General features: G+C 39.8%; 27 protein-coding genes, 1 tRNA gene, 2 pseudogenes and 1 riboswitch. Of the genes and pseudogenes, 15 read left to right on the top strand and 15 right to left on the bottom strand.

Features of this window, described 5'->3' with window-relative positions; translation table 11 throughout:
• Positions 1 to 111: 111 nt before the first annotated feature.
• Positions 112 to 437 (bottom strand): annotated as a pseudogene (locus tag O2S85_RS01905) (MazG nucleotide pyrophosphohydrolase domain-containing protein).
• 87 nt (positions 438 to 524) lie between these two features.
• Between O2S85_RS01905 and O2S85_RS01900 the strand changes: the two are divergent.
• Positions 525 to 1,106, top strand: a pseudogene (locus O2S85_RS01900) (LOG family protein).
• Positions 1,107 to 1,200: 94 nt separating this feature from the next.
• Complete coding sequence (locus O2S85_RS01895; protein WP_269411084.1) at positions 1,201 to 1,611, top strand: GNAT family N-acetyltransferase; 411 nt, start codon at positions 1,201 to 1,203, stop codon at positions 1,609 to 1,611.
• On the opposite strand, the gene O2S85_RS01890 is transcribed toward O2S85_RS01895, so the two are convergent.
• A complete protein-coding gene (locus O2S85_RS01890; RefSeq protein WP_369420055.1) occupies positions 1,580 to 2,068 on the bottom strand; it encodes a Druantia anti-phage system protein DruA in 489 nt (162 codons plus the stop codon). The two genes, O2S85_RS01895 and O2S85_RS01890, sit on opposite strands and share 32 nt — an antisense overlap.
• A gap of 174 nt (positions 2,069 to 2,242) precedes the next feature.
• On the opposite strand from O2S85_RS01890, the gene O2S85_RS01885 reads away from it, so the two are divergent.
• The 3 genes from O2S85_RS01885 to O2S85_RS01875 all read left to right on the top strand — a co-directional run bounded on the left by O2S85_RS01885 (position 2,243) and on the right by O2S85_RS01875 (position 4,256).
• Positions 2,243 to 2,315: transfer RNA gene (locus O2S85_RS01885), tRNA-Ala, on the top strand.
• Between the two features lie 568 nt (positions 2,316 to 2,883).
• Positions 2,884 to 3,327: an HTH domain-containing protein gene (locus O2S85_RS01880; RefSeq protein ID WP_269409550.1), complete on the top strand. Its 444-nt coding sequence runs from the start codon at positions 2,884 to 2,886 to the stop codon at positions 3,325 to 3,327.
• A 20-nt stretch (positions 3,328 to 3,347) separates the two neighbouring features.
• Complete coding sequence (locus O2S85_RS01875; protein ID WP_269409551.1) at positions 3,348 to 4,256, top strand: IS3 family transposase; 909 nt, start codon at positions 3,348 to 3,350, stop codon at positions 4,254 to 4,256.
• On the opposite strand, the gene O2S85_RS01870 is transcribed toward O2S85_RS01875, so the two are convergent.
• Both O2S85_RS01870 and O2S85_RS01865 read right to left on the bottom strand, forming a co-directional pair.
• Positions 4,180 to 4,605: a hypothetical protein gene (locus tag O2S85_RS01870; RefSeq protein WP_269409552.1), complete on the bottom strand. Its 426-nt coding sequence runs from the start codon at positions 4,603 to 4,605 to the stop codon at positions 4,180 to 4,182. The genes O2S85_RS01875 and O2S85_RS01870 overlap by 77 nt on opposite strands.
• Before the next feature lie 199 nt (positions 4,606 to 4,804).
• The gene (locus tag O2S85_RS01865; protein WP_269412432.1) at positions 4,805 to 5,734 is read right to left on the bottom strand and encodes a phosphotransferase family protein; all 930 of its coding nucleotides are present in this window, start codon (positions 5,732 to 5,734) and stop codon (positions 4,805 to 4,807) included.
• 150 nt (positions 5,735 to 5,884) lie between these two features.
• On the opposite strand from O2S85_RS01865, the gene O2S85_RS01860 reads away from it, so the two are divergent.
• Complete coding sequence (locus O2S85_RS01860; protein ID WP_269411082.1) at positions 5,885 to 7,240, top strand: MFS transporter; 1,356 nt, start codon at positions 5,885 to 5,887, stop codon at positions 7,238 to 7,240.
• A 60-nt stretch (positions 7,241 to 7,300) separates the two neighbouring features.
• Here O2S85_RS01860 and O2S85_RS01855 read toward each other — a convergent pair whose 3' ends face one another.
• Together O2S85_RS01855 and O2S85_RS01850 are read right to left on the bottom strand one after the other, a co-directional pair.
• Entirely contained in the window at positions 7,301 to 8,809 is a 1,509-nt protein-coding gene (locus O2S85_RS01855; RefSeq protein WP_269411081.1) for a DHA2 family efflux MFS transporter permease subunit, read from the bottom strand.
• Positions 8,810 to 8,837: 28 nt separating this feature from the next.
• Positions 8,838 to 9,275: a MarR family winged helix-turn-helix transcriptional regulator gene (locus tag O2S85_RS01850; RefSeq protein ID WP_269411080.1), complete on the bottom strand. Its 438-nt coding sequence runs from the start codon at positions 9,273 to 9,275 to the stop codon at positions 8,838 to 8,840.
• A gap of 323 nt (positions 9,276 to 9,598) precedes the next feature.
• Positions 9,599 to 9,711, top strand: a riboswitch (TPP riboswitch).
• 88 nt (positions 9,712 to 9,799) lie between these two features.
• Here O2S85_RS01850 and thiW point away from each other — a divergent pair.
• The 4 genes from thiW (at position 9,800) to thiE (ending at position 12,685) form a co-directional block, all read left to right on the top strand.
• Positions 9,800 to 10,288 carry an energy coupling factor transporter S component ThiW gene (gene thiW / locus O2S85_RS01845; protein WP_269411079.1) on the top strand — a complete coding sequence of 163 codons (489 nt, stop codon included), beginning with the start codon at positions 9,800 to 9,802 and terminating at the stop codon, positions 10,286 to 10,288.
• A gap of 44 nt (positions 10,289 to 10,332) precedes the next feature.
• A complete protein-coding gene (gene thiD, locus O2S85_RS01840; RefSeq protein WP_269411078.1) occupies positions 10,333 to 11,139 on the top strand; it encodes a bifunctional hydroxymethylpyrimidine kinase/phosphomethylpyrimidine kinase in 807 nt (268 codons plus the stop codon).
• On the top strand, positions 11,136 to 11,900 hold the full coding sequence (thiM, locus tag O2S85_RS01835) for a hydroxyethylthiazole kinase (RefSeq protein ID WP_269411077.1): 765 nt from the start codon (positions 11,136 to 11,138) through the stop codon (positions 11,898 to 11,900). Before thiD ends, thiM begins: the two co-directional genes overlap by 4 nt.
• 155 nt (positions 11,901 to 12,055) lie before the next feature.
• Positions 12,056 to 12,685: a thiamine phosphate synthase gene (thiE, locus tag O2S85_RS01830; RefSeq protein ID WP_269411076.1), complete on the top strand. Its 630-nt coding sequence runs from the start codon at positions 12,056 to 12,058 to the stop codon at positions 12,683 to 12,685.
• A gap of 45 nt (positions 12,686 to 12,730) precedes the next feature.
• Here thiE and O2S85_RS01825 read toward each other — a convergent pair whose 3' ends face one another.
• The 6 genes from O2S85_RS01825 to O2S85_RS01800 all read right to left on the bottom strand — a co-directional run bounded on the left by O2S85_RS01825 (position 12,731) and on the right by O2S85_RS01800 (position 17,184).
• Entirely contained in the window at positions 12,731 to 13,468 is a 738-nt protein-coding gene (locus tag O2S85_RS01825; RefSeq protein WP_269412431.1) for a MerR family transcriptional regulator, read from the bottom strand.
• 112 nt (positions 13,469 to 13,580) lie between these two features.
• A complete protein-coding gene (locus O2S85_RS01820) occupies positions 13,581 to 15,059 on the bottom strand; it encodes an MDR family MFS transporter (protein ID WP_269411075.1) in 1,479 nt (492 codons plus the stop codon).
• A gap of 437 nt (positions 15,060 to 15,496) precedes the next feature.
• Positions 15,497 to 16,282 (bottom strand): squalene/phytoene synthase family protein, encoded by a 786-nt coding sequence (locus tag O2S85_RS01815; protein WP_269412430.1) that lies wholly within the window; start codon positions 16,280 to 16,282, stop codon positions 15,497 to 15,499.
• 134 nt (positions 16,283 to 16,416) lie between these two features.
• Positions 16,417 to 16,707, bottom strand: coding sequence for a UPF0158 family protein (locus tag O2S85_RS01810; protein WP_269411074.1), 291 nt, complete (start codon positions 16,705 to 16,707; stop codon positions 16,417 to 16,419).
• Positions 16,704 to 16,883 (bottom strand): hypothetical protein, encoded by a 180-nt coding sequence (locus O2S85_RS01805; protein ID WP_269411073.1) that lies wholly within the window; start codon positions 16,881 to 16,883, stop codon positions 16,704 to 16,706. The genes O2S85_RS01810 and O2S85_RS01805 overlap by 4 nt, the downstream gene beginning before the upstream one ends.
• A 4-nt stretch (positions 16,884 to 16,887) precedes the next feature.
• Positions 16,888 to 17,184: a DUF3219 family protein gene (locus O2S85_RS01800; protein WP_269411072.1), complete on the bottom strand. Its 297-nt coding sequence runs from the start codon at positions 17,182 to 17,184 to the stop codon at positions 16,888 to 16,890.
• A gap of 185 nt (positions 17,185 to 17,369) precedes the next feature.
• Here O2S85_RS01800 and O2S85_RS01795 point away from each other — a divergent pair, with 185 nt between their 5' ends.
• Positions 17,370 to 18,530 carry an AI-2E family transporter gene (locus O2S85_RS01795; protein ID WP_269411071.1) on the top strand — a complete coding sequence of 387 codons (1,161 nt, stop codon included), beginning with the start codon at positions 17,370 to 17,372 and terminating at the stop codon, positions 18,528 to 18,530.
• A 385-nt stretch (positions 18,531 to 18,915) separates the two neighbouring features.
• Here the strand turns inward: O2S85_RS01795 and O2S85_RS01790 are convergent, their stop codons facing one another.
• Positions 18,916 to 19,815: a LysR family transcriptional regulator gene (locus O2S85_RS01790; RefSeq protein ID WP_269411070.1), complete on the bottom strand. Its 900-nt coding sequence runs from the start codon at positions 19,813 to 19,815 to the stop codon at positions 18,916 to 18,918.
• Between the two features lie 138 nt (positions 19,816 to 19,953).
• On the opposite strand from O2S85_RS01790, the gene O2S85_RS01785 reads away from it, so the two are divergent.
• The gene (locus tag O2S85_RS01785; RefSeq protein WP_269411069.1) at positions 19,954 to 20,511 is read left to right on the top strand and encodes a flavodoxin family protein; all 558 of its coding nucleotides are present in this window, start codon (positions 19,954 to 19,956) and stop codon (positions 20,509 to 20,511) included.
• A 40-nt stretch (positions 20,512 to 20,551) separates the two neighbouring features.
• Positions 20,552 to 21,778: an MFS transporter gene (locus O2S85_RS01780; protein WP_269411068.1), complete on the top strand. Its 1,227-nt coding sequence runs from the start codon at positions 20,552 to 20,554 to the stop codon at positions 21,776 to 21,778.
• A gap of 322 nt (positions 21,779 to 22,100) precedes the next feature.
• On the opposite strand, the gene O2S85_RS01775 is transcribed toward O2S85_RS01780, so the two are convergent.
• Positions 22,101 to 23,207, bottom strand: a complete 1,107-nt coding sequence (locus tag O2S85_RS01775) for a DUF1648 domain-containing protein (RefSeq protein WP_269411067.1) — start codon at positions 23,205 to 23,207, stop codon at positions 22,101 to 22,103.
• Positions 23,207 to 23,596: a GntR family transcriptional regulator gene (locus O2S85_RS01770; RefSeq protein ID WP_269411066.1), complete on the bottom strand. Its 390-nt coding sequence runs from the start codon at positions 23,594 to 23,596 to the stop codon at positions 23,207 to 23,209. Before O2S85_RS01770 ends, O2S85_RS01775 begins: the two co-directional genes overlap by 1 nt.
• Positions 23,597 to 23,770: 174 nt before the next feature.
• Here O2S85_RS01770 and O2S85_RS01765 point away from each other — a divergent pair, with 174 nt between their 5' ends.
• Positions 23,771 to 24,949 (top strand): MFS transporter, encoded by a 1,179-nt coding sequence (locus O2S85_RS01765; protein ID WP_269411065.1) that lies wholly within the window; start codon positions 23,771 to 23,773, stop codon positions 24,947 to 24,949.
• A 136-nt stretch (positions 24,950 to 25,085) separates the two neighbouring features.
• A complete protein-coding gene (locus tag O2S85_RS01760) occupies positions 25,086 to 25,226 on the top strand; it encodes a hypothetical protein (RefSeq protein WP_269411064.1) in 141 nt (46 codons plus the stop codon).
• Positions 25,227 to 25,268: the final 42 nt, after the last annotated feature.

The following is a 25,268-nucleotide window of genomic DNA, read 5'->3' as shown; positions in this document are numbered from 1 at the left end:
CTATTTTCACCTGCTTTTGTAATTTTTACTGCTCGTTCCGGGAGCATTTCAAGCCAATTTGAGATTATTTAATACATAGGTTGTAAGCTTAATTTTAAAAAACAAAATGAATTATTGATTACTTTTCTCATAACGTTTTTGTAACTTGTATCGGTGAGATTGAAAAATATCTTCAAGGGGTATGTCATAGTTTATTGCAATAACAATAATGTTACCAAAACATCGTCCAATTCTTCGACCAGCTCTCGAGTTAAATCTTCATATGTTTCAGTTTTCTTATCAGGTCTATCACGACCAACTTCCAAAGCTCTTATTGCCCTTGCCACTTCTCCTGTCTCTTCGGTTAGAAAACCTATACGTATGAAAATATCAAGTTCGGTCCAACCTCTTGTTTCGTAATATTCTTTGATCCATGATTGAAATTCAGTAGTATTCAAAATGTTAACCCTCTCTTCCTATTTAAGTTTGACAAAAAAATCTATATAATAGTAACAGATGATTCAATCGATATGGAGGAGATGAAAGTGAAAAGGTTAGCTGTTTTTTGTGGGTCTAGTGACGGAGCCTCTGATACATATAAAAAAGGTGCTATTTAGTTGGGAAAGGAGTTGGCGAACAGAGGAATAACACTTGTGTATGGTGGTGCAAGCGTTGGATTGATGGGAGCAGTGGCAAATACAGTCTTAGAAAACGGTGGACAAGTAATTGGGGTGATTCCAGAAGTGTTAGAGGATAGAGAAATTGCACACCCTAATTTAACTGAAATATTTGTTGTCCAATCCATGCACGAACGAAAATCAAAAATGGCTGATTTGGCAGATGGATTTATTGCCTTGCCGGGAGGACCAGGGACGCTAGAGGAGTTTATGGAAATATTCACGTGGGCTCAACTAGGATTGCATCAAAAACCTTGTGGACTCTTTAACATTAACCACTACTATGATCCTCTCGTTTCTCTTTTTAATCATATGGCAGATCAGCAATTTTTAGATGAAAAGTACCGTTCTATGGCCCTTGTGGATTCATCACCTGAATCTTTAATTGAAAAATTTCATACTTACCAACCACCAGCTGTAAAAACTTATATTAAAAGCAATCAAACATAAGCTAAGGTAGACTTTTTTAAAGGGTATATTTCAGAGTAATAGGAAACTAATCTCTTTTCATAGAACTATAAACTAGTAATCGGAGGAATATAAAATGAATGACAATTTCACTATTATCCATGAACCACCGAGGCCTACTGAATACAACGAATTACGACTAGAGGGAGGCATAAGTGGTAAGTCACAAGAGGCCGCAACGGTTGGCTTAAAAAATTCATTGTTTGCAGTTTGTATTTATGATGAAAAAACTTTAATTGGTATGGGACGTGTAATCGGCGATGGTGGTACCTCATTTCAGATAGTTGATATCGTAGTAAAGCCAAATTACCAAGGGCAAGGTCTTGGAAAAAGGGTTATGAAGGAAATAATGGATTATCTCGATGAAAATACGTACCCTGGCTCTTTTGTGAGTCTAATAGCCGATGATCCAGCCAACAATCTTTATGAACAATTTGGATTTAAGTATACCTATCCTAGATCACACGGTATGTATAGAATGTATTAGGTTGGGCGAGAAGTTGAACAAGTTTTTTGGAATTAAATTTGATTACGACATTGAGGAATAACGTTTCCCACCCAACAGGAAGACAGCTATCGGAGTAGGAGTACGGAATGAATTGTTCCTGCCTCTTTTCATCCTTCCAATCCATAAAGCGATCCCTGGCCGCCATCTTGTATGCGGCCTGGTTAAAACTAATCGCACTGACGTGGCGGTCGTCTAGCCAAATCAAGTATTTCATACGTGGTCTAATAATTTTTTGATGTCCAAGGTAATGGTAAGCCTGGACAAGTTGATTCCACAAGGATTCATGTTCACCACGGCTTACTTGTTCTATGGTTAAAGATGATTTCACCAGGTAAAGATCTGCAACAATTGGTGTATCATCTGTATTGTAAATATTTGTTTTTAATTTCATTGTAAGTTCCTTTTGGTGTAAGTTCCTTTTGTCATTTTTGAGAATACGAAAACAAAGACGATTGTATCGCCATCCGGGTCCTCTACTGTTAGAGTAACGTATACATTTTGGTTTGTTTAGTTTTTTTAATCACGCTGTAGTGGTTCAATTGTGGAATTTCACTTGAAAAATAATAGGGAAGGGTCTATAATTAATTAATGTGTTCAGATTATAGTAAATGGGGCATTAGCTCAGCCGGGAGAGTGCTTGCATGGCATGCAAGAGGTCGCGGGTTCGAGCCCCGCATGCTCCATCAAATAAAAACCACCATCTATTCTAGTAAACTGAACCCTATAAAACAGACACGGATAAAAAACTACTTATCCGTTCCGTTTTATAGGGTTCTTTGTCGTATACTTATTTTATGAGTATTGCGACCAGTTTGAGCCAGCAGTGCGGACTTTTGATCCACTGAATGCGGATGTTTGAGCCAATAACTGTGGAAAGGAGAGACACGGCCACATAACTAGCATAAATACTATAGTCCGCCACCATTGACTTAACTTTTGTCCGTGTTGAGGAATAATCGCAGGTCTGTCATAAATAATGCCAAATAGGCACACCTGCTCAAATATGATAACACGGACAAACCGATTCTAAGCATTTGCTGGCGGGGCCCCCGACCCCTTCCATCAAATGCAAAGAATCGGGCGTTACAGTCAATGGCAAGCAGCTTTCGCTGTGGCTCTGAATCTCTTCTTAAAAGAGTGGTTTTCCATTAGGGGGCTCCATTTTCTGCAACCTATGGCTCAAAACTATGCATAAATGGTTCATTTCATCTGAATAATCATTTTAAAATATTATAAGTGGGAGTTGATCACATGGGTGTGCATTATTTTTCGGATAAACAGATAGAAGAACTAAAAAGGAATCCTTATGTGGATAAGGTCTCTAACAAAGCTATTACCTATTCTGAAGCCTATAAGCGACATTTCATGCATGAATTAGATCAAGGGAAATTTCCTACACAAATCTTTAGAGAAGCAGGGTTTGATACACAAGTGATAGGGAAAGAAAGAATCAAGAGTTTCTCTCGCAGGATACGAAAAATGGCGGATAGAACAGAAGGTTTTACGGATTTACGTACGCAACATTCTGGGCGCCGTCAAACGAAAGAACGCACACCTGATGAAGAAATCGCCTATCTCAAACATAAAGTCGCTTTGCAAAAACAACAAATTGATGCTTTAAAAAAAATGAATTTTATCCATCGCAAAGCAGCCAAAGCTTTGCCCAAGAAAAATATCAACTCATCCAAACATTAACGGAAAGAGATCATAACCTCTTGAATATCAGGTGGTTATGTGAGATTGCTCAGGTTTCTCGTTCAGGTTATTATGCATGGTTTAAGCAGGAAGAGAAGCGTAAGGAGCGTGAGAAACAAGATCGCACTGATTTTGAATTGATTCTAGAAGTCTATCAATATCGCGGATATGCAAAGGGATCAAGAAGCATTTATATGCGCTTTCTTCAAACAGGAATCGTCATGAACCGCAAGAAGATTCAACGACTGATGAATAAATATAATCTCATATGTCCGATTAGGAAACCTAATCCTTACAAACGAATGGCAAAAGCCAGGCAAGAACATGCAACGAAGCCTAATCATTTAAATCGTCAATTTAAAGCTCATGGTCCCAAAACGGTCTTGCTTACGGATATTACCTATCTCTACTTTGGACGAGGTCAGAAAGCCTATTTATCTACCATAAAAGATGCGTTTACCAATCAAATTCTTTCTTATGCACTTAGTGAATCGTTAGAAGTGGATTTTGTTTTGGAAATGATTGAATACTTAATTGAACATCATGCGATTCCTAAAAAACAGAAAACCCTGATCCATTCCGACCAGGGCGTACACTACACTAGTATGCAATTTCAATCGCTACTGAATGATAAAGAATTACGGCAATCCATGTCACGCCGAGGGAATTGTTGGGACAATGCACCGCAAGAATCTTTCTTTGGTCACATGAAAGATGATTTAGGGAATCTTGGCTACATAATTACTTTTTCGGATCTTTCTATCAAAATTGATGACTATATGGATTACTACAACAACGAACGCTATCAATGGGGTCTCGCAAAGTTATCCCCCAATCAATATGCAGAATTCATTAAAACGGGAGTGTATCCTCTGGCTCATCTTGTGAAGACACCTGATCTTCCCGTTGTTGTTCCTCTAAAAGACTAATTGCTTGTTGGAATCGTGTCTCGTATTTTTCTTGTAGTTCGGTCCATTTCTCTGGTAGAAAGACTTCCTCCTCATAAAAATCAGGGTCTATTCGAGCTTTCACATATAGATCATACTCTAATTCGATGGATGGATACTTTAATATCCATTTTAATTGATCAATAAGATATGATTCGGATAGCATTTGATCGGCAACTTTTCGATAGGCTAGAAAATATTGCCATTGTTCCTTTTCTGTGAGAGATTCAAAATATCTTACCATCCAATTAGGGAAAATTCGTAACGCATGTTCATCTTGAAAAACAGAAAACTCTAATGCTTCCAAACTTGATAAACAATGTCTCTTCATATTTTTAGTGGATGACAAAAGCACACGCTCTTAGTTTTGAGCGTATGCTTGGACTTGCCACCGCTCCTCCTATGAAGCAAGCATAAGAGGAACAAGCAAAAAAAGTTAGTGGTTTTTTTCAAAGTGTCCTTGACAAGGGGTCCACTTTACTAGTAAAGATGGTGGCTTTTATTTGATCATCGCAGTTACACATCGCCACTCAAGAAGCTCGCTCCAACAAACTTACAACATATTTATCCAGCCTCTCCCGCATCATCGTATCCGTAAGCCCAGTAACGCCAAATGCTTCCCAACCCGGATAAACTACCGGTGGACCGGAAAGAATATCAATTAACGAAACAACATCCCAGTACACATCATAAACAAATTTGCTACCCTGATCTTGCTGGTATGCTGCCAAGAATTGATCTGCGGTTGCTACATTATATAGCATTGCCAGATTCACTCTGCAGTGTCCGACATCAATACCAGCGGGGCCTTTACAAGCATTTACCCAATCAACTACCCCGGTCACCTTTCCATCAAGATATAAAACATTAGCGGGGTGATAATCACGATGGATGAAGCATTCGTGAACGGATGGCCTTGGACATTTTACAATTTCGATTGCTCTTTCCCATGCTTGTGGAATGCTTGTCCATGGTGGGGTTTCCAAGGAGGAAATATCATTGTAGGTGAAATATTCCCAATTGAAATCATTGGCATCAATGGCATGAATTTTGCCTAGTGCTGATGCCAAACTCCGCAGCCATTTTTCCAAATTATTCGGTTTTAGCTGGACAGTGCCATCCAGCATGGTCATCAGAACTGCCGGGAATCCGCATATTTCGCCGGTTTCATCCCAGGCAATGATGTTTGGTGTGGCGATATCCGTCTTTGCTGCACAGCGCAAACTCATAGCTTCATGCAGTACTAAATCAGGTTCCTCCTCCAGCCAATCTTGGTTATCAAACAAACGAAATACAACATGTCGTAAACATCGATTCATCCGTAAAGAAATCCGAAACAGTGTCGATGAAGTACTACCCTTTAGCTGTTCAATCATGACTACCTCGGCTTTTCTTCTATCTATTGCGTCTATCACCCAATTTAGCATGCGCTTCGTTAATTTGCTACCGTTTGCATCCATAACAATCACCCCGAATCCATTGATTAGCTGTTTCTGAGCAAAATATTTTCGCCTATTTCTACTTTAGCATATGATTAAAGATATTCGGAATGATATTCAAGATGGGTTATATTTCCTTGCTTTTACATACACGATGAACAGGTGATTCACATGATAAAGTCATTACAGAAACCGTGGCTGCTTGTGCTAACGATTGGTCTTGGGACACTGCTTAATCCATTAAATTCATCAATGATATCGGTTGCATTGACCAGATTGCAACATGAATTCGCTTTAAATTTTGCGGATGCGTCATGGCTGATTTCAATATTTTATTTGGCTAGTGCCGCCGCCCAGCCGGTTATGGGTAAATTAAGTGATATGTTCGGACCCAAACGGCTATTTCTAACCGGGCTGGTTTTGGTTGCTGGTTCATCTATCTTAGCTCCTTTTTCACCCAATTACCCGTTTCTCTTAGGGTGCCGTGCACTTCAGGCAATTGGCAGTTCCACCTTATTTCCAAGTGGGATGAGTATGGTTCGGACCAATATAACTAAGGGGCAAGGGAAAGCATTGTCGATGTTATCCATTTTCGCATCAACGTCAGCAGCATTTGGACCATCCATTGGCGGCTTTTTGATCGCATCATGGGATTGGCCATCGATATTTCTGATTAACTTCCCATTTATCATTCTCTCGTTTGTGATGGCTATCTTTATCCTGCCAGCAAAAGGACAAGGGAAATTTGAATTAAAGCGGATTGATTTTGTGGGAATCGCTTTGTTTATTGTCGTAATGGTCAGCTTAATATTATTCCTGTTGTCATTGGAAAACAAGATCCATTGGTTGGCACTTATTATTTTCTTGCTTGCCGCTACAGGCTTTTACTTCTGGGAAAACAGACAACGGGAGCCATTTATTGATTTGGTATCACTTAAGCAGAATCCTGCAGTAACCATGATTTATCTACAATTTACCAGCATTAACCTGATCTATTATTGTTACTTTTTTGGGTTCCCGACATTTTTGCAACAGGTTCAAGGTTATAGCGAGAAACATACTGGAATCATCATGCTGGCTTTGGCTGGTTTTAGTGTCATTGTCGCACCGATCGCCGGCCAGATGATTGACCGGTTTGGTTCCAAGTTACCGCTTGTCACCGGTGCCTTGCTCTTATTCGTTGGTACCGCCCTATTACTTACATTCCGGGAAAATTCGCCGTTAATCTGGTTTTTAGTGATTATGTCAGTTCTTGGAATGAGCAATGGTTTTAATAATATTTCTACCCAAACGGCGCTTTATGAACAGGTAAAACCCGAGGAAACTGGATCAGCATCAGGACTGTTCCAAACCAGCCGCTATCTGGGGTCGATTCTTTCTTCCTGTTTATTGGGAATTGCCTTTAACAGTCATTTGGATATCGCGCATCTTCATCTTGTTGCAACCATCAGCCTTGTATTTTGCGTGTTGGTCATTGTATTAGCATTGCGCCTTCCCAAAAACAAGCGCTTACGGACGGGAGCATAAAAATGGGGACATCCCCACCACTTTAACATCTTAATGTAGTGGAGTGCAGTCCCCTTATCATTACCCTCTTTCCGTTGAGAGTTTCCGTTTTCCTGATACCTCTGGTTCTTCTTCTTGTGTTGTTCTTCCACGTTTAATGAAGAATGACAGGATCAATGCAACCACAGCAAATACAGTGGATACCATAAATGCGTCATTGATTCCCTGAACCTGGGCAAGATTGGCAGCATGTAACATATCTTGCTCGTTATTCGGGTCAAAATGATTGTTGATAATAATATCTTTAATACTATTTTTTGCCTGGTTCGTCATGATGGTAACCAGGAATGCCGTACCAATCGCACCAGCTACAGCACGAACAGTATTAACCATTGCTGTACCATGTGGATAAAGTCGCTGCGGCAACTGATTAAGCCCGGCCGTCATAATTGGCATCATAATCATGGACATACCAAACATGCGAATGGTGTATATAATAATCAGATACAGATAGCCTGTTGAGTCGGTTAGCTGGGTGAACAAATACGTTGTTACTACTGTAATGGCCAATCCAAACACTGCTAATGGCCGCGCACCTATTTTATCAAATACTTTACCAGTGATCGGTGACATAATTCCCATCACGATTGCGCCTGGCATCAGCATTAAACCGGAATTCATTGGTGAAATACCCAGGATATTCTGCAAATAAATCGGGATCAAAAGCATTGGCGCAAACATAGCGACCGTAAGTGCCACATTAATGACCGTAGTAAGCGAAAAAATTCCGCTCTTAAATACCCGGAAATCCAGCATTGGAACTTCCATAACCAATTCGCGCCAAATAAACAAGGCAAGGCCGACAAAGCCAACAATCAATCCAATGATCACCGATGCATTGGTCCAGCCGTTTGTACCTGCAGTACTGAAACCGTACAGGATACCGCCAAAACCAAGTGTTGAGAGAACAATTGCCAGGATGTCGATGTCTGGAAATGTCTGTTTGGTTACATTCTTTAAGAAAATAACCGAGAAGATAATTGTTAATACAGCAATTGGAAATATAATCCAGAACAATAACCGCCATGAATAATTTTGTACTACAAACCCTGACAGTGTTGGGCCTACAGCTGGTGCAAAAATAATGGCAATCCCAATAATCCCCATTGCACCACCACGCTTTTCAACCGGGAACAAAGCCAATACAACCGTTGTTAATAGTGGCATAATAATCCCTGCGCCAACTGCCTGAATAACGCGGCCAGTCATTAAGATAATAAAAGTTGGTGAAATGGCACAGATTAATGTACCTGCAGCAAATAAGCTAATTGCAGTTATAAATAGCTGTCTGGTTGAAAACTTCTCCATTAAAAATGCAGTAATTGGGATCAGCACACCATTAACCAGCATAAATCCGGTCGTAATCCACTGTGCAGTGCTTTCCCCTATATCCAGGTCCTCCATGATCGAAGGCAAGGCCACATTCATTAACGTTTGATTCAACAGCGATACAAACGCACCAAGAATAATAACCGCAAGAATGGGGCCTTTTTTTATATTCGTTGCATTACTTGTAGTTGTTTCAGTCATGCTTTTCTTTCATCTCCTATTCCCTAAGTTATTGATTTTCCACATCCTCAAAATTCCGTAATAATTTTGCGGCTGTGTTCTTAAACTGATTTAACTCTTCCGTTGATATCCCATTGAACAATTTTTCAATAAATGCTTTTCGGGCAGCATTCATAGCCTTGACCATTTCCTTTCCGCTATCGGTAATGGACAGGTAAACAACCCGGCGATCTTCTTCCGTCCGTTTCCTTTCCACATATCCGCCCTCAACAAGCTTATCGGTAAGACCTGTCAAGCCGCCAGTAGTGATGGAAAGAACCATTGCTAGCTCAGAAGCACGTTGTTGTCCCTCATAATATAATTTATAAAGGACAAGTGCTTCTGTTCTGGAGAAAGCCGATTTCGTATGCTTTCTCCATTCTCCGGGGATTTTCTTCGTGATTTTCCGGAAAATGCCCTCCAACTCAAGGAAATCATCCTTCTTCATGACTTCCCTCCTTATATAAATATTATCTCACTAAAAAATATCTTATCACTAAACAATTTGATAACAAGATGATATTATACGCTCATGATTTTGGAGTGTCAACAGGTTTTTAACCTTAAAATGAAGCTTATGCAGGTTTGCGCCTTTACTTGTTTTAAGGCTGCGCTTACATCTAATGTAACAACATATTTTAACTCCCTCCAACCGCCAGGCAAGATAGAGGTAGAAGTTACAATTTTTCTTCACATTATAAAACGTGATTCATAAGTGACAAACCAATCCTTCTCTGTTAAGATTATTGCAACAGGCAAATTTCATAGTATTTACACTACTAGGGGTGCCCCGCATGCGGGCTGAGAGGAAAGTTGCATTTCTTTCCGACCCTTATGGACCTGATCTGGCTAATACCAGCGGAGGGAAGTAGTTGTGACAAATCACGATAAACTTTTCTCTACGCAAGCTGGGTCCATCATAAGGATCTAGCTTTTTTTATATGCCATGGAAACATGGAAAGGAGGAATTGGATGAACCGGACACGTTTATTAACAACGATGGCTGTTTTTGTAGCCATTGGAACAATTGGATCCCAAATTCTCTGGTTTCCTGCAGGAGTTGCTAAAGCCTATCCAGTACAGCATGCGGTGAATGTGCTGGCAGCCATCATACTTGGCCCAGCCCCCGCTGTTATGATCGCCTTCATGATCGGACTGATTCGTAACTTGCTTGGTCTTGGCTCCATTTTGGCGTTTCCCGGCGGCATGATTGGCGCATTTCTGGCAGGTTATCTTTATCGACGGTTCGGGAAAAAGATTTGGGCGGCAATTGGTGAATTTATTGGAACCGGTATGATTGGCTCTTTGTTTGCTGTACCGTTTGCCAACCTCTTGATGGGAAGTTCAGTTGGTGCATTATTTTTCTTCCCGTCATTCCTGGTAAGCAGTGGAGCTGGGGCGTTGATAGGCTGGATTATTGCAGCTCGGTTGAAACAACGAAACGTACTGCCAAACATTTAAAAACTGGAACAAGGGAGCCCCTTGTCCCGAAAGGATGATGACAAATGAGACAAATACCTTGTGCACTGACTATTGCTGGTACTGATCCTAGTGGCGGTGCTGGCATTCAGGCCGATTTAAAAACATTTCAGGAATTTAAATGCTATGGGATGTCGGTGATTACTTCCGTGGTTGCCCAAAATACAACCGGGGTTCAGGATGTACAGCACATTTTAACGGACATGATTGAAGAACAGCTGGATTCCGTTATTTCAGATATCCCGTTTCAAGCGTTTAAAACGGGAATGATTGCCAATACCGCGATGATGAAAAGTATCGCCGGCAAGATAGAAAATATTCCTGTCCCTTTTGTAATGGATCCGGTCATGGTCGCGACAAGTGGTGATTCATTAATTGACGAGGAGGCGCGTGACTATTTACGCAACAATCTGCTTTCTCTGGCTACATTAGTCACACCCAATGTACCGGAAGCAGAATATCTAACAGGGCAATCGATTAGCACCATGGATGATCTAAAAGAGGCCGCTGAACAAATTGTAAATAAGTATGGAGCAGGTGCCGCGCTTGTTAAAGGCGGTCATTTAGCGGGGGATGCTGTCGACTTTTTGCACGATGGCAACAAGATACACCGTTTTTCATCTGAACGCATTGAAACAAAAGATACCCATGGAACCGGTTGTACCTATTCAGCGGCAATTACCGCGTTATTAGCTAAAGGCAATCCGCTTTTAGAGGCTGTCAACGCCGCCAAGCAATATATAACGGCTGCCATCGGTCATTCGTTTGCAATTGGTCATGGCAGTGGTCCAACAAATCATTGGGCACCACGAATCGAGGAGGTCAGCAAATGAATCAGAAGGTCATACAGGAAGTAAGGGAGAATCGTCCACTTATTCATCATTTAACAAACCAGGTTGTCATGAACTTTTCTGCCAATGGATTATTGTCGTTTGGGGGAACACCAGCGATGGCAAACGCAAAGGAAGAAGCACGGGAAATGGCTTTAAACGCGAATGGTCTCCTGATAAATGTCGGTACCATTACACCATCTGAGGTTACCGCAATGATAAAAGCGGGAAAAGCTGCTAATGAAAAAGGAATACCGGTCGTGCTTGATCCGGTTGGCATTGCAGCAACACCGTTTCGGGATACGGCTGTGAAGCAAATCCTCAACGAAGTAAATCCGACTGTGATCAAAGGCAATGCTGGTGAAATTGCCTATCTGGTCAATGTTCCTTGGGAGACAAAAGGACCGGACGCTGTTGGTGAAGGAAATATTGCCGAAGTTGCTGCCAAAGCCCAGGAAAAATATCAAACGGCTGTTGTTATTACCGGAAAAACGGATATCATTTGTAGTGGAAATTATTTTAAAGAAAACCAGACCGGACATCCGTTGCTTACAAAAATTACTGGCGCGGGATGCCTGCTTGGGTCGATTTTGACAGCTTGCCTTACAACCAAGGAACCGCTGGAAGAGCAAATGCAAACCGCCGTGGAATTTTACGGACTCGCCGCAGAATATGCCGCTCTAAATCCAAATGTATCCGGGCCTGGTACATTTCTGGCTTATTTTATTGATGCTCTATCATTAGATGCGGATCAATTGGGATAGCGCTGTGAAAGGGCAACCTAAATCTATGAAACAGCTGTCTATCCCACACCTTCCTCATTGTTCATTTACTCTTGACTAAAAGTGGGGGTATTATAGCACGTTCATGGTGTGGTAAACTGAAATTATATCAACTAAAAATGGGAGGAATCACATCAATGGGTTTCCCGTTCCTACGTAAACAATTAAGAAAGTATTTTATCATGGGCAGCCAGGATTGCGAACAATTTGACCCTGTAGAAGTTCTTGAATCAGCCCTTGCAGCTGGTATCACCGCCTTTCAGTTTCGAGAAAAAGGGGAAGGTTCTTTAACCAGCACAGATAAGCTGAAGTTGGGAACAAAACTGCGCGACTTGTGCACCCATTACCAGGTTCCATTTATCGTAAACGACGACATAGAACTGGTAGCATTGCTTGATGCAGACGGTATCCATGTGGGACAGAATGATCTATCGGTCGAACGAGTGAGAGAGCTTTTCCCGGACAAGGTAATTGGGCTTTCTGTATCAAACCCGGACGAAGAAGCGCAAAGTCCCATCCACCTTGTCGATTACCTTGGTGCCGGCCCTGTTTTTCCTACCCAATCGAAGGCTGATGCCAAGGATGCTGTTGGTGTAGCATGGATTCAAACATTAAGATCGAGATACCCTAAATTTCCTATTGTTGGGATCGGGGGAATCACTACCCAAAATGCTGCATCAGTAATTGAAGCAGGTGCGGACGGGGTATCGGTTATCTCCGCAATTACCAAAGCTGATAATATAGAAGAAGCCGTTCAGAAATTATAATTTAAAGCTGCCCTTTTTCATATGGGCAGCTTTATAATTGTCCTTCTATTTGTTTCGATCTGCATAAACAGCCATGGCATCGCGCATAAATACAGCTAAACCTTCACCAAATTGATCAATATTTTTCGTGAAACGCTCGTCACCTACATACAGTTGGCCAAGCCCCTTAAACGCATCCAGTGAAAATTCACCAACCTTATTCAAATAGTCATACCATTGTTTAATAGCCGCCTGTGCCTCATCAGATGCTGGATCTTTATGACGAATGGCTGCCAACTCGCAGTATATTGCATTAAATTCATTAGCCAAGGATTGTTGCTCATGCTCGGACATCCGGTTTATTTTGGCATTCGATTCATCTACCACCTGATCACCCCAACGGTCACGTGCTTCTTGTTCGTATGGGTTGTGACTAAAATCAAAACCTGAAAACTTCTCCTCTTCGGTCATGTTCATCTCTCCTTTCACATGTTGTATCGTCTTATCAATCATCTCGATCATCTTATCAAGTCGGCTGCGTTTTTCGAGTAACATCTTTCGCTGTACTTCCAATGCATCTTCTCGATCAAATGATGGACTGTTGATAATTTCTTTGATCTTCTTCAAAGGGAAGCCAAGCTCTTTAAAAAACAAAATCTGCTGTAAAGTATCAAGGTCATTGCTGGAATATAAACGGTAACCTGATTCGGTTGTTTTTTCCGGGATAAGCAAGCCGATTTCATCATAATGATGCAGTGTGCGCACACTAATACCAACTAAATCCGCTACCTCTTTTACTTTCATCACGGCTGGTAACCTCCCTTCACTGACTACTATAGGGTATCACGTAACGTTAGAGTCAAGACAAAATAAAAAAATAGGAAGCCACCATTTACAAAAACGGCAGCTTCCTATTTTATTTATTAGCTGAATCGGATGATATTTCCCTTGGTGTAGCCCGGTAAACAAACAGTGCCAGAATAAAAGCGAGTATAGCAATGCCAAAGGAAATCAAATACACCAGCTCCACACCGGCAACCATTGATTCGTTTATTGTGTTCGGGTCATTTGGGTTGGCTGCCTTTTGTAAAAAGCTGCCTTGCCGTGCACTCATAATGCTAATGAATACCGACACACCGATCGCACCAGCTACAGGCTGGAGTGTTGTCATAACGGCAGTCCCATGTGGATACAAATGTTTTGGCAGCTGGTTCAGACCATTGGTTTCAGCCGGCATCATAATCGCTGAAACGGATAACATCAGCAAAATATACCCGACAATGATAACCCATGTCGACGTATGCAAACCCAGCCTGCTCATCATAAACATGGTTCCGCACAATACTGCAGTAGCAGGAATGAGCATGACACGTGGTCCGAATTTATCAAACAACTGACCCATCACGGGTGACATTAATCCATTTAATATACTTCCCGGCAGCAATACAAGCCCGGCTGTTGCAGCTGTCAGTGCTAATGGCCCTTGCATATACATCGGTAAAATAATTTCGGATGCAAACATCGCCATAATAATAATCAGAAACATAACAACCGCATGCGTATACATTGGAAACTTAAATACCCTGAGATCCAATAATGGCTCCTTCAGTTTTAATTGCCTTAAAGCAAAGAAGACCAAGGCAATAGCTGCGATGATAATCGGAATATACGCAATTGGCTGCAGGAACCCTTTGTCCCCATCCCCCGCCGAACTAAAGCCAAATACAATCCCACCGAATCCAATGGTGGAAAAAATCAGGGAGATAATATCAATTTTCGGCTTGGTAACTTCTGAGATGTTCTGTAAATATTTATAGGCAAAAGCAATGGAAAACAAAGCAAACGGGATAACGGTAATAAAAAGAAATCGCCATCCTAAATGCTCAACAATGATTCCGGATAGAGTCGGTCCCATTGCCGGAGCAAACATCATTACCAGCCCAATAACACCCATCACTTTTCCCCGGCGATGTGGCGGATAAATCAATAGAAAAACATTAAAAATAACCGGCATTAACAGCCCTGTTCCTACCGCTTGAATTAACCTGCCCGCCAGCAAAATGGGAAATGTTGGTGCAATGGCACAAATCGTTGTACCAACAGTAAATATCGCCATCGTACCCAGAAATAATTGTCTTGTTGTAAACCATTGGATTAAAACGGCCGACGCTGGAATGACGATCCCCATCATTAACATGAACCCGGTTGCCATCCATTGTACTGTTGAAACGGAGACATCAAATTGCTCCATAAGTGTTGTTAGCGCTATATTCAATAACGTTTCATTTAATATCGCAAAAAAGGCACCAATTAAGAAAGATATCACAACCGGCAACACTTTGGCATTTGGGTCATCAGCTAAAAATTCATATTTTGTTGATTGCTTATCAGTCATTCACTAACCTACCTTCTTTTTGGCATAAAAAAATACAAGCCATCCAAAGCCTGTGGTTTGAAAGATTTGTGTATTCCACCCAGTAAAAAAAGCGTTAAAACACAAAGTAACTTTAACACGCACCAAACATTTAATCAAGCGCTTTGTTATTCATTTTCATTTGTTTCACACATCGTCTACCAGGGATGTTTTTATAAAAGATGTCCGATAAAAAGGAGGCCATCAAATCAGCCTCCTTTATCCGTTCCAGCACTGGCGCCCTTACAATTTATAGAGGATGTTCAAAAAGTCCGGTAAAAATGACACGTCGAATTTCGTCGTTGGCTTGCTTTTCCGCTCCTCATGTACCTTTTATGTACACTCCGGTGCTCAAAGCTACGCCGCCTAGAACTTCTCGGTCCTTTTTATCCTCCTTTTTGAACATGGACCTATACGATTTACTTTTCTTTTATTTTCTTAACAATTGTTTCAACCTCACCGCGTGAGATTTTTTCCCGGCCTTGTTGTAATGCCTTTATCGTTTGTTTTGCCAAAGCAAGTGGAATTCGACAAAATAACAAGATGTTTCGGGTAGTAATATCCTTCATATATTCATCCGCAAGTGCGAGGTTTTTTTCCGTGTAGTTGAATAAGTCTTCCCTTGACCAGCCATCCGGAACGAAATGTACACCACGTTCCTTGTCCTCGTCCTGATTGCGCAAAATATTGACAGCTTGCAAACCTCGTCCATAGCCGATTGCCAAATCCCGGTCGGTTGTTGTCCCGTCATACCATTCCCATATATCAGAAAGCATCACACCAACCAGCCCGGCAACATAGTAAGTATAGTCATCCAAATCATCTTTATTTTTAATCATCCAGCCTTTTTCCGCCCAATCAGCCATTCCATCTGCCATGATACTTGTTGATTGTTTGACCTTTTCGACGATATCTGAAGGGCAAACGTTAATCCAATCGCCCAGACGCAACGTTACTTCGGGTAATTGGTTCGTATAAGGTTCGATTAATTGCTGGTAGGAACCGCTGTCAAAATCGTGTTGCAATAATTGACTTGTAGATCGCAAAAGGTGCTGCTTGGTCACTGAATCCAGCTCTTCATGGTCTTCAATTTCATCAACTGCTCGCATACATAAATAAGCAGAGCCTACCGTTTTCTTCAATTGGGGCTTCAACAAACTGATGGGTATGTAAAAGGTTCTACTGGTTAGCTTTAACATGTGCATCGCATCTTTTTGTAAACTAGCATTTTGCCTCAAGGATTCCACACCTTCCTCTTGTATGTAGTTTTATTATATCAAAAAACAGATGCGAATGATATTTTAAGGAGCCAATCAAAAAAGGCAGCTTTAGCAAGCACTCACTCTACATATTCCAAGCCATTCATTTCACAAAAATCAATCGCAATTTGTTTATAGCTTTGATCCCGAAACATATACCAATCTTGTTCCAGATCCAGATCAGCAATATGATGCCTAAATCTTCCAAAGGCGCCTTTACCACGGATAGCCTTTAATAAAATCTCCTTCTTCTTTTTAATTTTAACCGTAAAACAGAAATTCTCTACCATGTCATATTCGTCAATATCATGTGGCGTTGGTAACTCAATATACTTATCGGCATCTTCAACAATATCATAGGCAAGTCTCATTTTTCCTGATCCTCTTCATATAAGTGATCAAACGGTTCCCCATCTTCCGCATCCCTTATAAATGCCTCTTCCATCAAGAATAATTCACCGTTTTGGGTGTTAACCCAGGCAGTAGTTCCTTCATATTGCATGTCTATCATTTCCAAAATATCGTTCAGCTTTATTTTTACGGCCATCTTGCTACACCTTCTCGATTAATTCAAGTTTAAAATCGCCCACAGCATTTTCCTGATATAAATTGGTAATTGACGTCGAATACGAATGAATGGTTGCCGGAAAATCTAATCCTTTCCCGGGAACTTTTACACGAAAATCATTGGCATATAACAGCGTAGTTATGTCATGGTATTCCTCGCTTTTCACCTTAAATTCAAAACCAATTTTATGCAGTATCTTACCAATTGTATCATCAGTAACCATTTCACTGTAAAAACTGTCGGTCTGAATGGTTACATCATTGATCATTACTTCCTCCATTTTTTCGCCCGCCTTTCCTTATGTTCTTCCATTCTATCAAGAACTGCAATTGCAAAACAAACGGAAAAACCGAAACCATCCCGCACCCATAATCGTATATTAATTATTCGTATGTTTGCCATGGATTATGATGGAAAAATTGTATCATATCGTCTATAATACGAATCATAAGAGGAGCGAACCATATGAAAACAATGAGTCGGTTTATGAAATTTATTGGCGGTCGTGATCTAATTTACGGGTTAATCCTGTTAATATTAATTGGCATTACGATTGGCATCTATTATAAAATACAATTTATTTTCCACCCGGTAGCTGTCATTCTTTCTACCGTCGTGCCTCCAATTATCCTGGCCTTTATTGCCTACTATTTGCTAAATCCGATCGTTAACTTGTTGGAACGGATTCACATCAGGCGAATTTGGGGCATTATCATTATTATTTTAGCATTAATTGGCGTTGTAACCGGGATTGTCCTGCTTTCCGCCCCAGCAGTAAGTATACAGGTAAAAGATATGGCAAAGAGCCTGCCGGAATATCTAAAACAAATGGGAACGGGAATCGAATCGTGGGTTCGCCACTCGTTTTTGGCACCGTACTATGATGAGGCCCACCAGTGGGTAACCCAGAATTTAAACGATATTCCGAATAAGATAAGCAGCTATTTGGGTGGTGCGGTAGAAGGTTTACGAAATGTTGCCAGTACAGTAACGAACATCGTAGTTGCCATTTTTACATTTCCGTTTGTCTTATTCTTTTTACTTAAGGATGGAAAAAAGTTTCGAACCTATTGTTTGAAATTATTGCCACCTTCATTCAGACGTGATGCAAATGAGATTATCAAAAATATGGATGTGCAGGTTGGATCATATATCCAGGGTCAGATCATTGTTGCAACCTGTATTGGCATCCTGTTGTACACCGGTTATTTAATTATCGGATTGGAATACGCGATTACCCTTGCGATTCTTGCGGCAGTACTTAGTGTTGTACCGTATCTTGGCCCAATCATTGCTATCTCACCGGCGATTATTATTGCTATTGTGGATTCACCATTTATGTTATTAAAGCTTGCAGCTGTCTGGGCAGTTGTGCAATTTTTGGAAGGTCATTTTATTTCGCCAAATATTATGGGACGGACAATGAAGATCCATCCATTAACGATTATCTTTGTATTGCTTTGCGCGGGGAATTTGTTCGGAATCGTTGGCGTTATCCTTGGTATTCCTGGTTACGCTATTTTAAAAGTTATCGTTAGTTATCTATTCCATAAGTTCAAACACCGTTATGACCGCTATTATGGTGAAGATCACGGTTTTTACGAAGCAAATCCACCCCGAGATTAAAAAAACCGCGGCTGCCCCAATTACAGGGAGCAGGCGTGGTTTTTTATGTTGCTGTAATACTGGTGTAGCTTTGAAAACGAAATAATGTGGATATTTATAAAAATCAACTTGCAAACCCGTATTTTATGTTAAATTAAAAGAACCCGTTTTGAAAAAAGATTGATCAAAACGGGTTAATTCTTTTTGAAACACTATGCAATTTTTATAATAAAGTTTGATCATTTTCTAATTTCTAATGTTGATCTCACAATAGTGCCCGTTAATTGAACGGTGGATTATTTAAATTCCTTCTTTTAATCCGGAAACTGGCCCGATTCCTAAACACCGCTATGCCGTAAACGCGCCTTTAATGGAACATCTTTATTGTCTCTCACAGTAAGTTCGATTAATTTTTAACTTCTTTAAAAGTTCTTCTAGATAACTCGATAAAGGCTTCTAACGGCGGTGTCATCCATTTATCCTTATGCCAGGCAATTTTGGTAAAAATAGGAGTTTTGAAATGATTCCATTCCAGTTCCTTCATTTCTCCTTTAATAACATCAGCTTCTACCACCATCGCTGGTAATACAGCGATACCAAGCCCTGCAATCACACATTGTTTGATCGCTTCTATACTGACGAATTCCAATTTGTTTTTCGGGTAAATTCCAGCCATACGAAAGCTTTCTTCCAAAATATTGCGGTAAGAACATCCGGTTTCGGTAAGCAATAGCGTTTCATGTTCGAGGTCTTCTGGATAAACTTCTGATTTTGTAAGTAATGGATGGTCTGGAGAAACAACCATTTTTATATTTTCTTGGGTAAGGGACTCCATTTTGAAAGCATCTACTGGCCTGGATACATCCGTAATGAAAGCAATATCGAGCAAACCATCCATCAGCTGTTCTCTAGCTTTTTCGTCGGAATGCGCTGGTTTAAATATGAGTTTAACTCGAGGGAACTGAGCTTTAAACTCTTTTAGGATTGGTGGAAGACGATACGTACATTGACTTTCCTGTGCTCCAATAGTAAGGGTTCCCACAGGGTCCTCAACTCCATCAATAGTCTCCTTTGCCTCCTCAGAGAGCTGTATCATTTTATCAGCGTATTTTTTAAATTGACGCCCAGCTTCTGTCAGAATCAAACGTTTTCCCAAACGTTCAAACAACGGTTTTCCAAGTTCTGTTTCAAGAGTCTTTATTTGGGAAGTTATACTTGATTGAGCGAAATTCAACATCTTAGCTGTTCGGGTAAAGTTTAGGTTTTCACTAGCCACTTTAAAGGTAATCAGTTGTTTTAACTCCAAATTCATTCACCTCCTCTTTTAAATCGTTTTTATCGATTGATTCAAACGAAATAATCATCTTTATTGATTTGTGATTCTATCATAGGATAGATGTAAGCAAATAGCAAGAAAAAATCTTATGTGAAGGAGCGCATACGTATGACTATTGCAGTAATTTATGGAGGGACTCGCCAAGACGGCAATACAGAAATTCTAACTGAACAGGCAATACGCGGGTTATCTGTAGAAAGAATACATTTAAAAGACTACGAAATAAAACCTATTGAAGATTTGCGTCATTCCAAAGGTGGGTTTCAGGAAGTAAATGATGATTATAACGCAATTATTGACCGCATTCTGCCCCATGATATTCTAATATTTGCTACACCGATTTATTGGTTTAGCATGTCGGGAATGATGAAAAATTTTATTGATCGCTGGTCACAAACACTAAAGGACTTAAATTATCCTGATTTTAAAATTATCATGTCTTCTAAGAAAGCATATGTAATTGCGGTTGGTGGGGATAAGCCATCTTTGAAAGGTCTTCCATTGATCCAGCAATTTCAATATATCTTTAATTTTATTGGAATTACATTTGATGGATATATCCTTGCTAAAGGAAACAGACCTGGAGAAATACACCGTGATGAAGAAGCTTTTGAGTCAGCTGAATTAATGAACAAAAAATTTATATCTAAAATGGCATCTTTTTAACTATACAGATGTTGGAAAGCAATTTACAGGAGGTTTTCGCATGTTTCTCAGGCTACTAAAACGAGTGGATTTTCGTAACTTTTTCTTTTCTGAAATCATTTATGCGTTCGGAATTGGTATGGGCACAGTAGGAGCTAACTGGTATCTAATGGAACAGACCAGCTCTATTATAGCAGTAGGGATTATGCTTTCGTTAAATGTAATAGCAGGGTTCCTTATATCACCACTTACTGGAATATTAACGGACAAATTTAAAAGGAAACAAATTATTTTATTTACGTATTTAATTCAATCCATAGCTATAACAGTTATCGCTATGATGCTATTAACAAATGGATTTCATATAGGATATATGTATCTTTTCTCTATCGTAAATGGTATGGGCTGGACAACATATATGTCTACATCTAGAAGTTTGTTACAGGAACTTCTTTCGGGCGATGAAATAGTTCATGGAAATTCTTTAGTCGAAATTTGTTTACAAGTAGGTATGTTTACAGCAGGTGGAGTTTCCGGTGTATTTTATGAATACTTAGGTTTTGGAAACATGCTGATTTTTAATGCGATTATGTTCTTACTTAGTAGCATTTTCATCTTTCAAGTTAAATACAACTCTATTATTGAAAACACTGAGGAATCCTTTTATTCAAATTTTAAAAGTGGGATAAAGTTCCTTAAAGGCAGACCGAAAATTTTCTTTTTTGGTTTCGCCTCAATTATCCCATTGGTAGCGACCATGATGTATAACGTTGTACTTCCAGGTTATGTTAGCGATACGTTACAAAGTAGTTCAATTGCATTTAGTTTTTCGGATATGTTTTATGGAATTGGAGGATTTTTATCTGGTTTTGTTGCAGCTCCAATCGCTAAAAAAGTATCAAAGAATGGAGCAGTAACTCTTTTTTTCTTGGTATCTATTACAACGTTGATAGCATTTGCATTTAATAACTATGTAATTATTTTGTTTTTAGGCAGTCTATTATTCGGTTTATGTAACTCATCACTAAGAATTGTAATGAATACAATCCTTATGGAAACTGTACCTAAAGCTTTTATGGGTAGAGCTATGTCAATCTGGATGTCTATATCACTACTATTACAGGCGATTGCTTCTCCATCACTAGGCATGATTATTGACAATTATTCCGCCAGAATGGGATTAATATCTTTAGGATTATTCATGATTTCTGGAATTGTAATACATCGGCTTATAATTATTTTTAGCACCAACGCTAAGTCAATTGAGAGCAAAGACATGGGAGCGTAATATAGTCGGATTTTGCAGCTTTAAAACAAAGTTTGATAAAAATATCCTACAAACCCGTATTTTTAAGTTATACGATAAGAACCCGTTTTGAAAAAAGATTGATCAAAACGGGGTCATTCTTTGTGAAATAATGTGCAATTTTTATAATTTGGGAAAGAACCTGTTTAATATTAGACGCTAAGAATCGTGAAAATAACCCTCACTTTATATCTATAGCGATTTTGCTTCGATCTACAGCGCATCCCGGGCAATCTACAACGGTTCCAGCTAAATCTATAGCGCATAACAGCCTTTATTTGCACGCCACACTCCCATTTTCATTTTATACCCCAAGCAAAATCGGTATGCTAATTGCTAATCCAATAATTATAAGCAAGATAATCCACGATAACGGATGGGCCCAATTATTTGTCCAGCCAACACCAAATCGCTTTTCCAAAAATAACGACGGATCTTTCCTATTAAAATAGAGTATCCCCAATTTCCAGTAGCGGTCATCATCACGATCAATCACCTCGCCCTTGTCTCCCATATGCACGTTTACTCTGCTACCACCTTGCCCGGTCGTAATTGATAACACAATGGATCCAACGATAATTACTGATATAATCACAAGTGAAATAACCATTAGAATCTGTTGATCGATATTATAAATGAAGGGCATTTGGATGAATGACAACATGAGTATCAGGGCAATTCCGGTTAATATCGTGAAGGCAGACCATCTTCGCCTGAATTGTAAATTTTGCTGCTTCGATTTTTCCGGATTTCCTGCGCTAATTTGCTGTTTTGCTTTTGCAATAATGGTATTGATGAAAAGAAAAAGCAAGATTAAATACATCTGCATGACAGGCATTAATAACACTGAACGATACGTTTTCTCGGCATAATTGGTGACTTCACCGGAAAAATTATATTGCATTGGAATTTGCTGCGGAATTTGCTGATACGATGTTAAACTGACGATCATCGTCAAAATTGTAATCGCAAACGGAATGACAAACCAAATATTGGAATACGTTAGCTTTTGGTTTCGAAATCCAGTATCTACCACCACAAGTTGTGACTGTTCCTCGGACCACTTTGCCGCTTGTTTATAACTTTTCATCTTCCTGTGAAAATATAGATAAATAATAAAACTGATCACAAGATATGCTATTATAATGATGCTGAAGGAAATACTAATGGTGCTTTCTTTATTTGCCACTGTTTCTGAAAGCAGCCAAAAAACCCCCACTGTAATTACACCGACTATTCCCATCCACCATACATATTGTTTACGCATCGAATGGATTTCAGGATGAAAGTATACCTCCTCGGGAATCGAAACACCAAAGCTTTCTGTTTTTCTGGTCCAGTATGGAATGAACATCAATGAAAGAAAAACAGGAACCATCATAACGATGAGTAAAAATACTTCCACGTTCATCACCTTTCCTTTTTCGCAAATTCTGTAAATAATTGATCACAAAACTTAATAAATTCCTGTTTGGTTATTCCGCGACAAATGGATTCAGCAATCAAAGGGTGCAACGTGTCTTTTACCCCGTTGCGATAATCTTCATCTGCCGGTGGAACGCCATCAGGATTGATCACCACACCTTTCTGCCGGTGGATCAAAATAAACCCTTCCTGCTTCAATTGCTGATATGCTTTATTTACCGTATGCAAGTTTATTCCAATATCTGCCGCCATCGCTCGAACAGAAGGCAAATCCTCACCTGGAAGTAATTCCTTTTTAGCAATACCAGCTATTATTTGATGCTTTAACTGCGTGTAGATTGGTTCATTTGATTCAAAATCTAATTTAATATACACATCAAATCACATCTTTCTTTTTTGTAATAATTGTTATATATATTGTATAACAGTTATTACACTCCGTCAACTGCTTTAATAAATACAGGCTACTTCATGGCAATTTCGCCCTTGTATTTTAATCACTTAGTCATTATGATTGTTATTGGTACATTTTAGAGAGGAAGCTTGCATATGGATAAGCGAGTTTATTTATTGATGGTCGTCTCATTTGTCGTAGGGATGGTTGAATTAATTATCGGAGGAATTTTGGATTTAATTGCGGCGGATTTAAACGTCAGCCTCGGACAAGCGGGGTATTTGATCACTATTTTCTCATTGATTTTTGCCATAGCTTCCCCTACCTTACTCATCCTCACCGCCGGGGTAGAACGAAAGCGGCTGACCATCATATCGTTGTTTGTATTTTTAATCGGAAATATCATTACAGTATTTAGCCCTTCATATACAGTACTTTTTATTGGACGTGTCGTGTCAGCAACAAGTGGTGCACTATTAATCATCTTATGTTTGACAATGGCTCCGAGCATTGTCGATCCGAAATACCGCGGACGAGCAATTGGCATTGTTTCCATGGGGGTTAGTGCATCCATTGTTTTAGGGCTTCCCATTGGTTTGATATTGGGAAATCTGTTTGGCTGGCGGGCACCATTTGTGCTTATCACAGTTTTAACGGTGCTTTCCATTGTCTTTCTCCATTTTTTCATGGATCGTGTGGCACCAAAACCATCTGTACCACTTGGAAAACAGCTGGCAACACTTAAAAACCGAAAAATACTTTTTGGCCAATCAACCACGTTCCTGTTTTTAGCGGGACACACCGTCTTGTATGCTTATCTAACACCATTTGTCAAGACGACACTCGGACTGGAAGGATCCTGGATCAGTATCATTTATCTCTTATTTGGAATTGCAGCAGTCAGTGGTGGCGGAATTGGCGGAACATTGGCTGACATGATTGGGGCCAAACAAACGATACTCATATCGGTTACTGTGTTCGGTATCGCGATTATAGCCATCCCTTTTACAACGTTTTATTTGCCGCTATTTTTGATTGTTATGATCGTATGGGGCGCGATGAATTGGGCAATCTCACCAGCCATGCAGAGCTATCTAATGAACACTTCCCCGGAAACATCTGATGTTCAACAAGGTTTAAACAATTCTGCCTTACATCTTGGCATTGCGGTTGGATCCTTCATTGGTGGATTGGTTATTGAACAGGCATCCATTGAATATAATCCGTTTGTTGGTGCCCTGCTGGTTCTTTTTGCCTTGGCAACCGCGCTTATTTCGATGTATGATGAGTTTCACTTTTTCAGTAAAAGCAAGTATAAAAGGAGACGGGCTTGATCCGTCTCCTTTACTAATACCAGCATCTTTCGTTGACTTTGCTGTTCCCGGGTCGATGTTTCACCGATTTCAGTCGATATACAACTAATTGTTTTTGATAAATTTTATACCCTGAATCTGGGAGGAAATAGAAGATATGAACAAAAAAGATATTATTAAACAAATGCATCAATCAATAGTAAAGGGTAATTTAGATACTTATCGTGAATTATTTATGAATACAAATATTAATGAAGCAGCAGATCCGTATTGGGGTACCGTCAATAAGTTTGTGTAAATTTGTAGGATATCCTCTCTATTGGGATGTGTTTTCAGGCAC

Source organism: Lentibacillus daqui (genome assembly GCF_027186265.1).
Lineage (GTDB): Bacteria > Bacillota > Bacilli > Bacillales > Amphibacillaceae > Lentibacillus_C > Lentibacillus_C daqui.
Note: the sequence above shows the minus strand (reverse complement) of the source record. Positions and strands in the feature narration are given on the sequence as shown.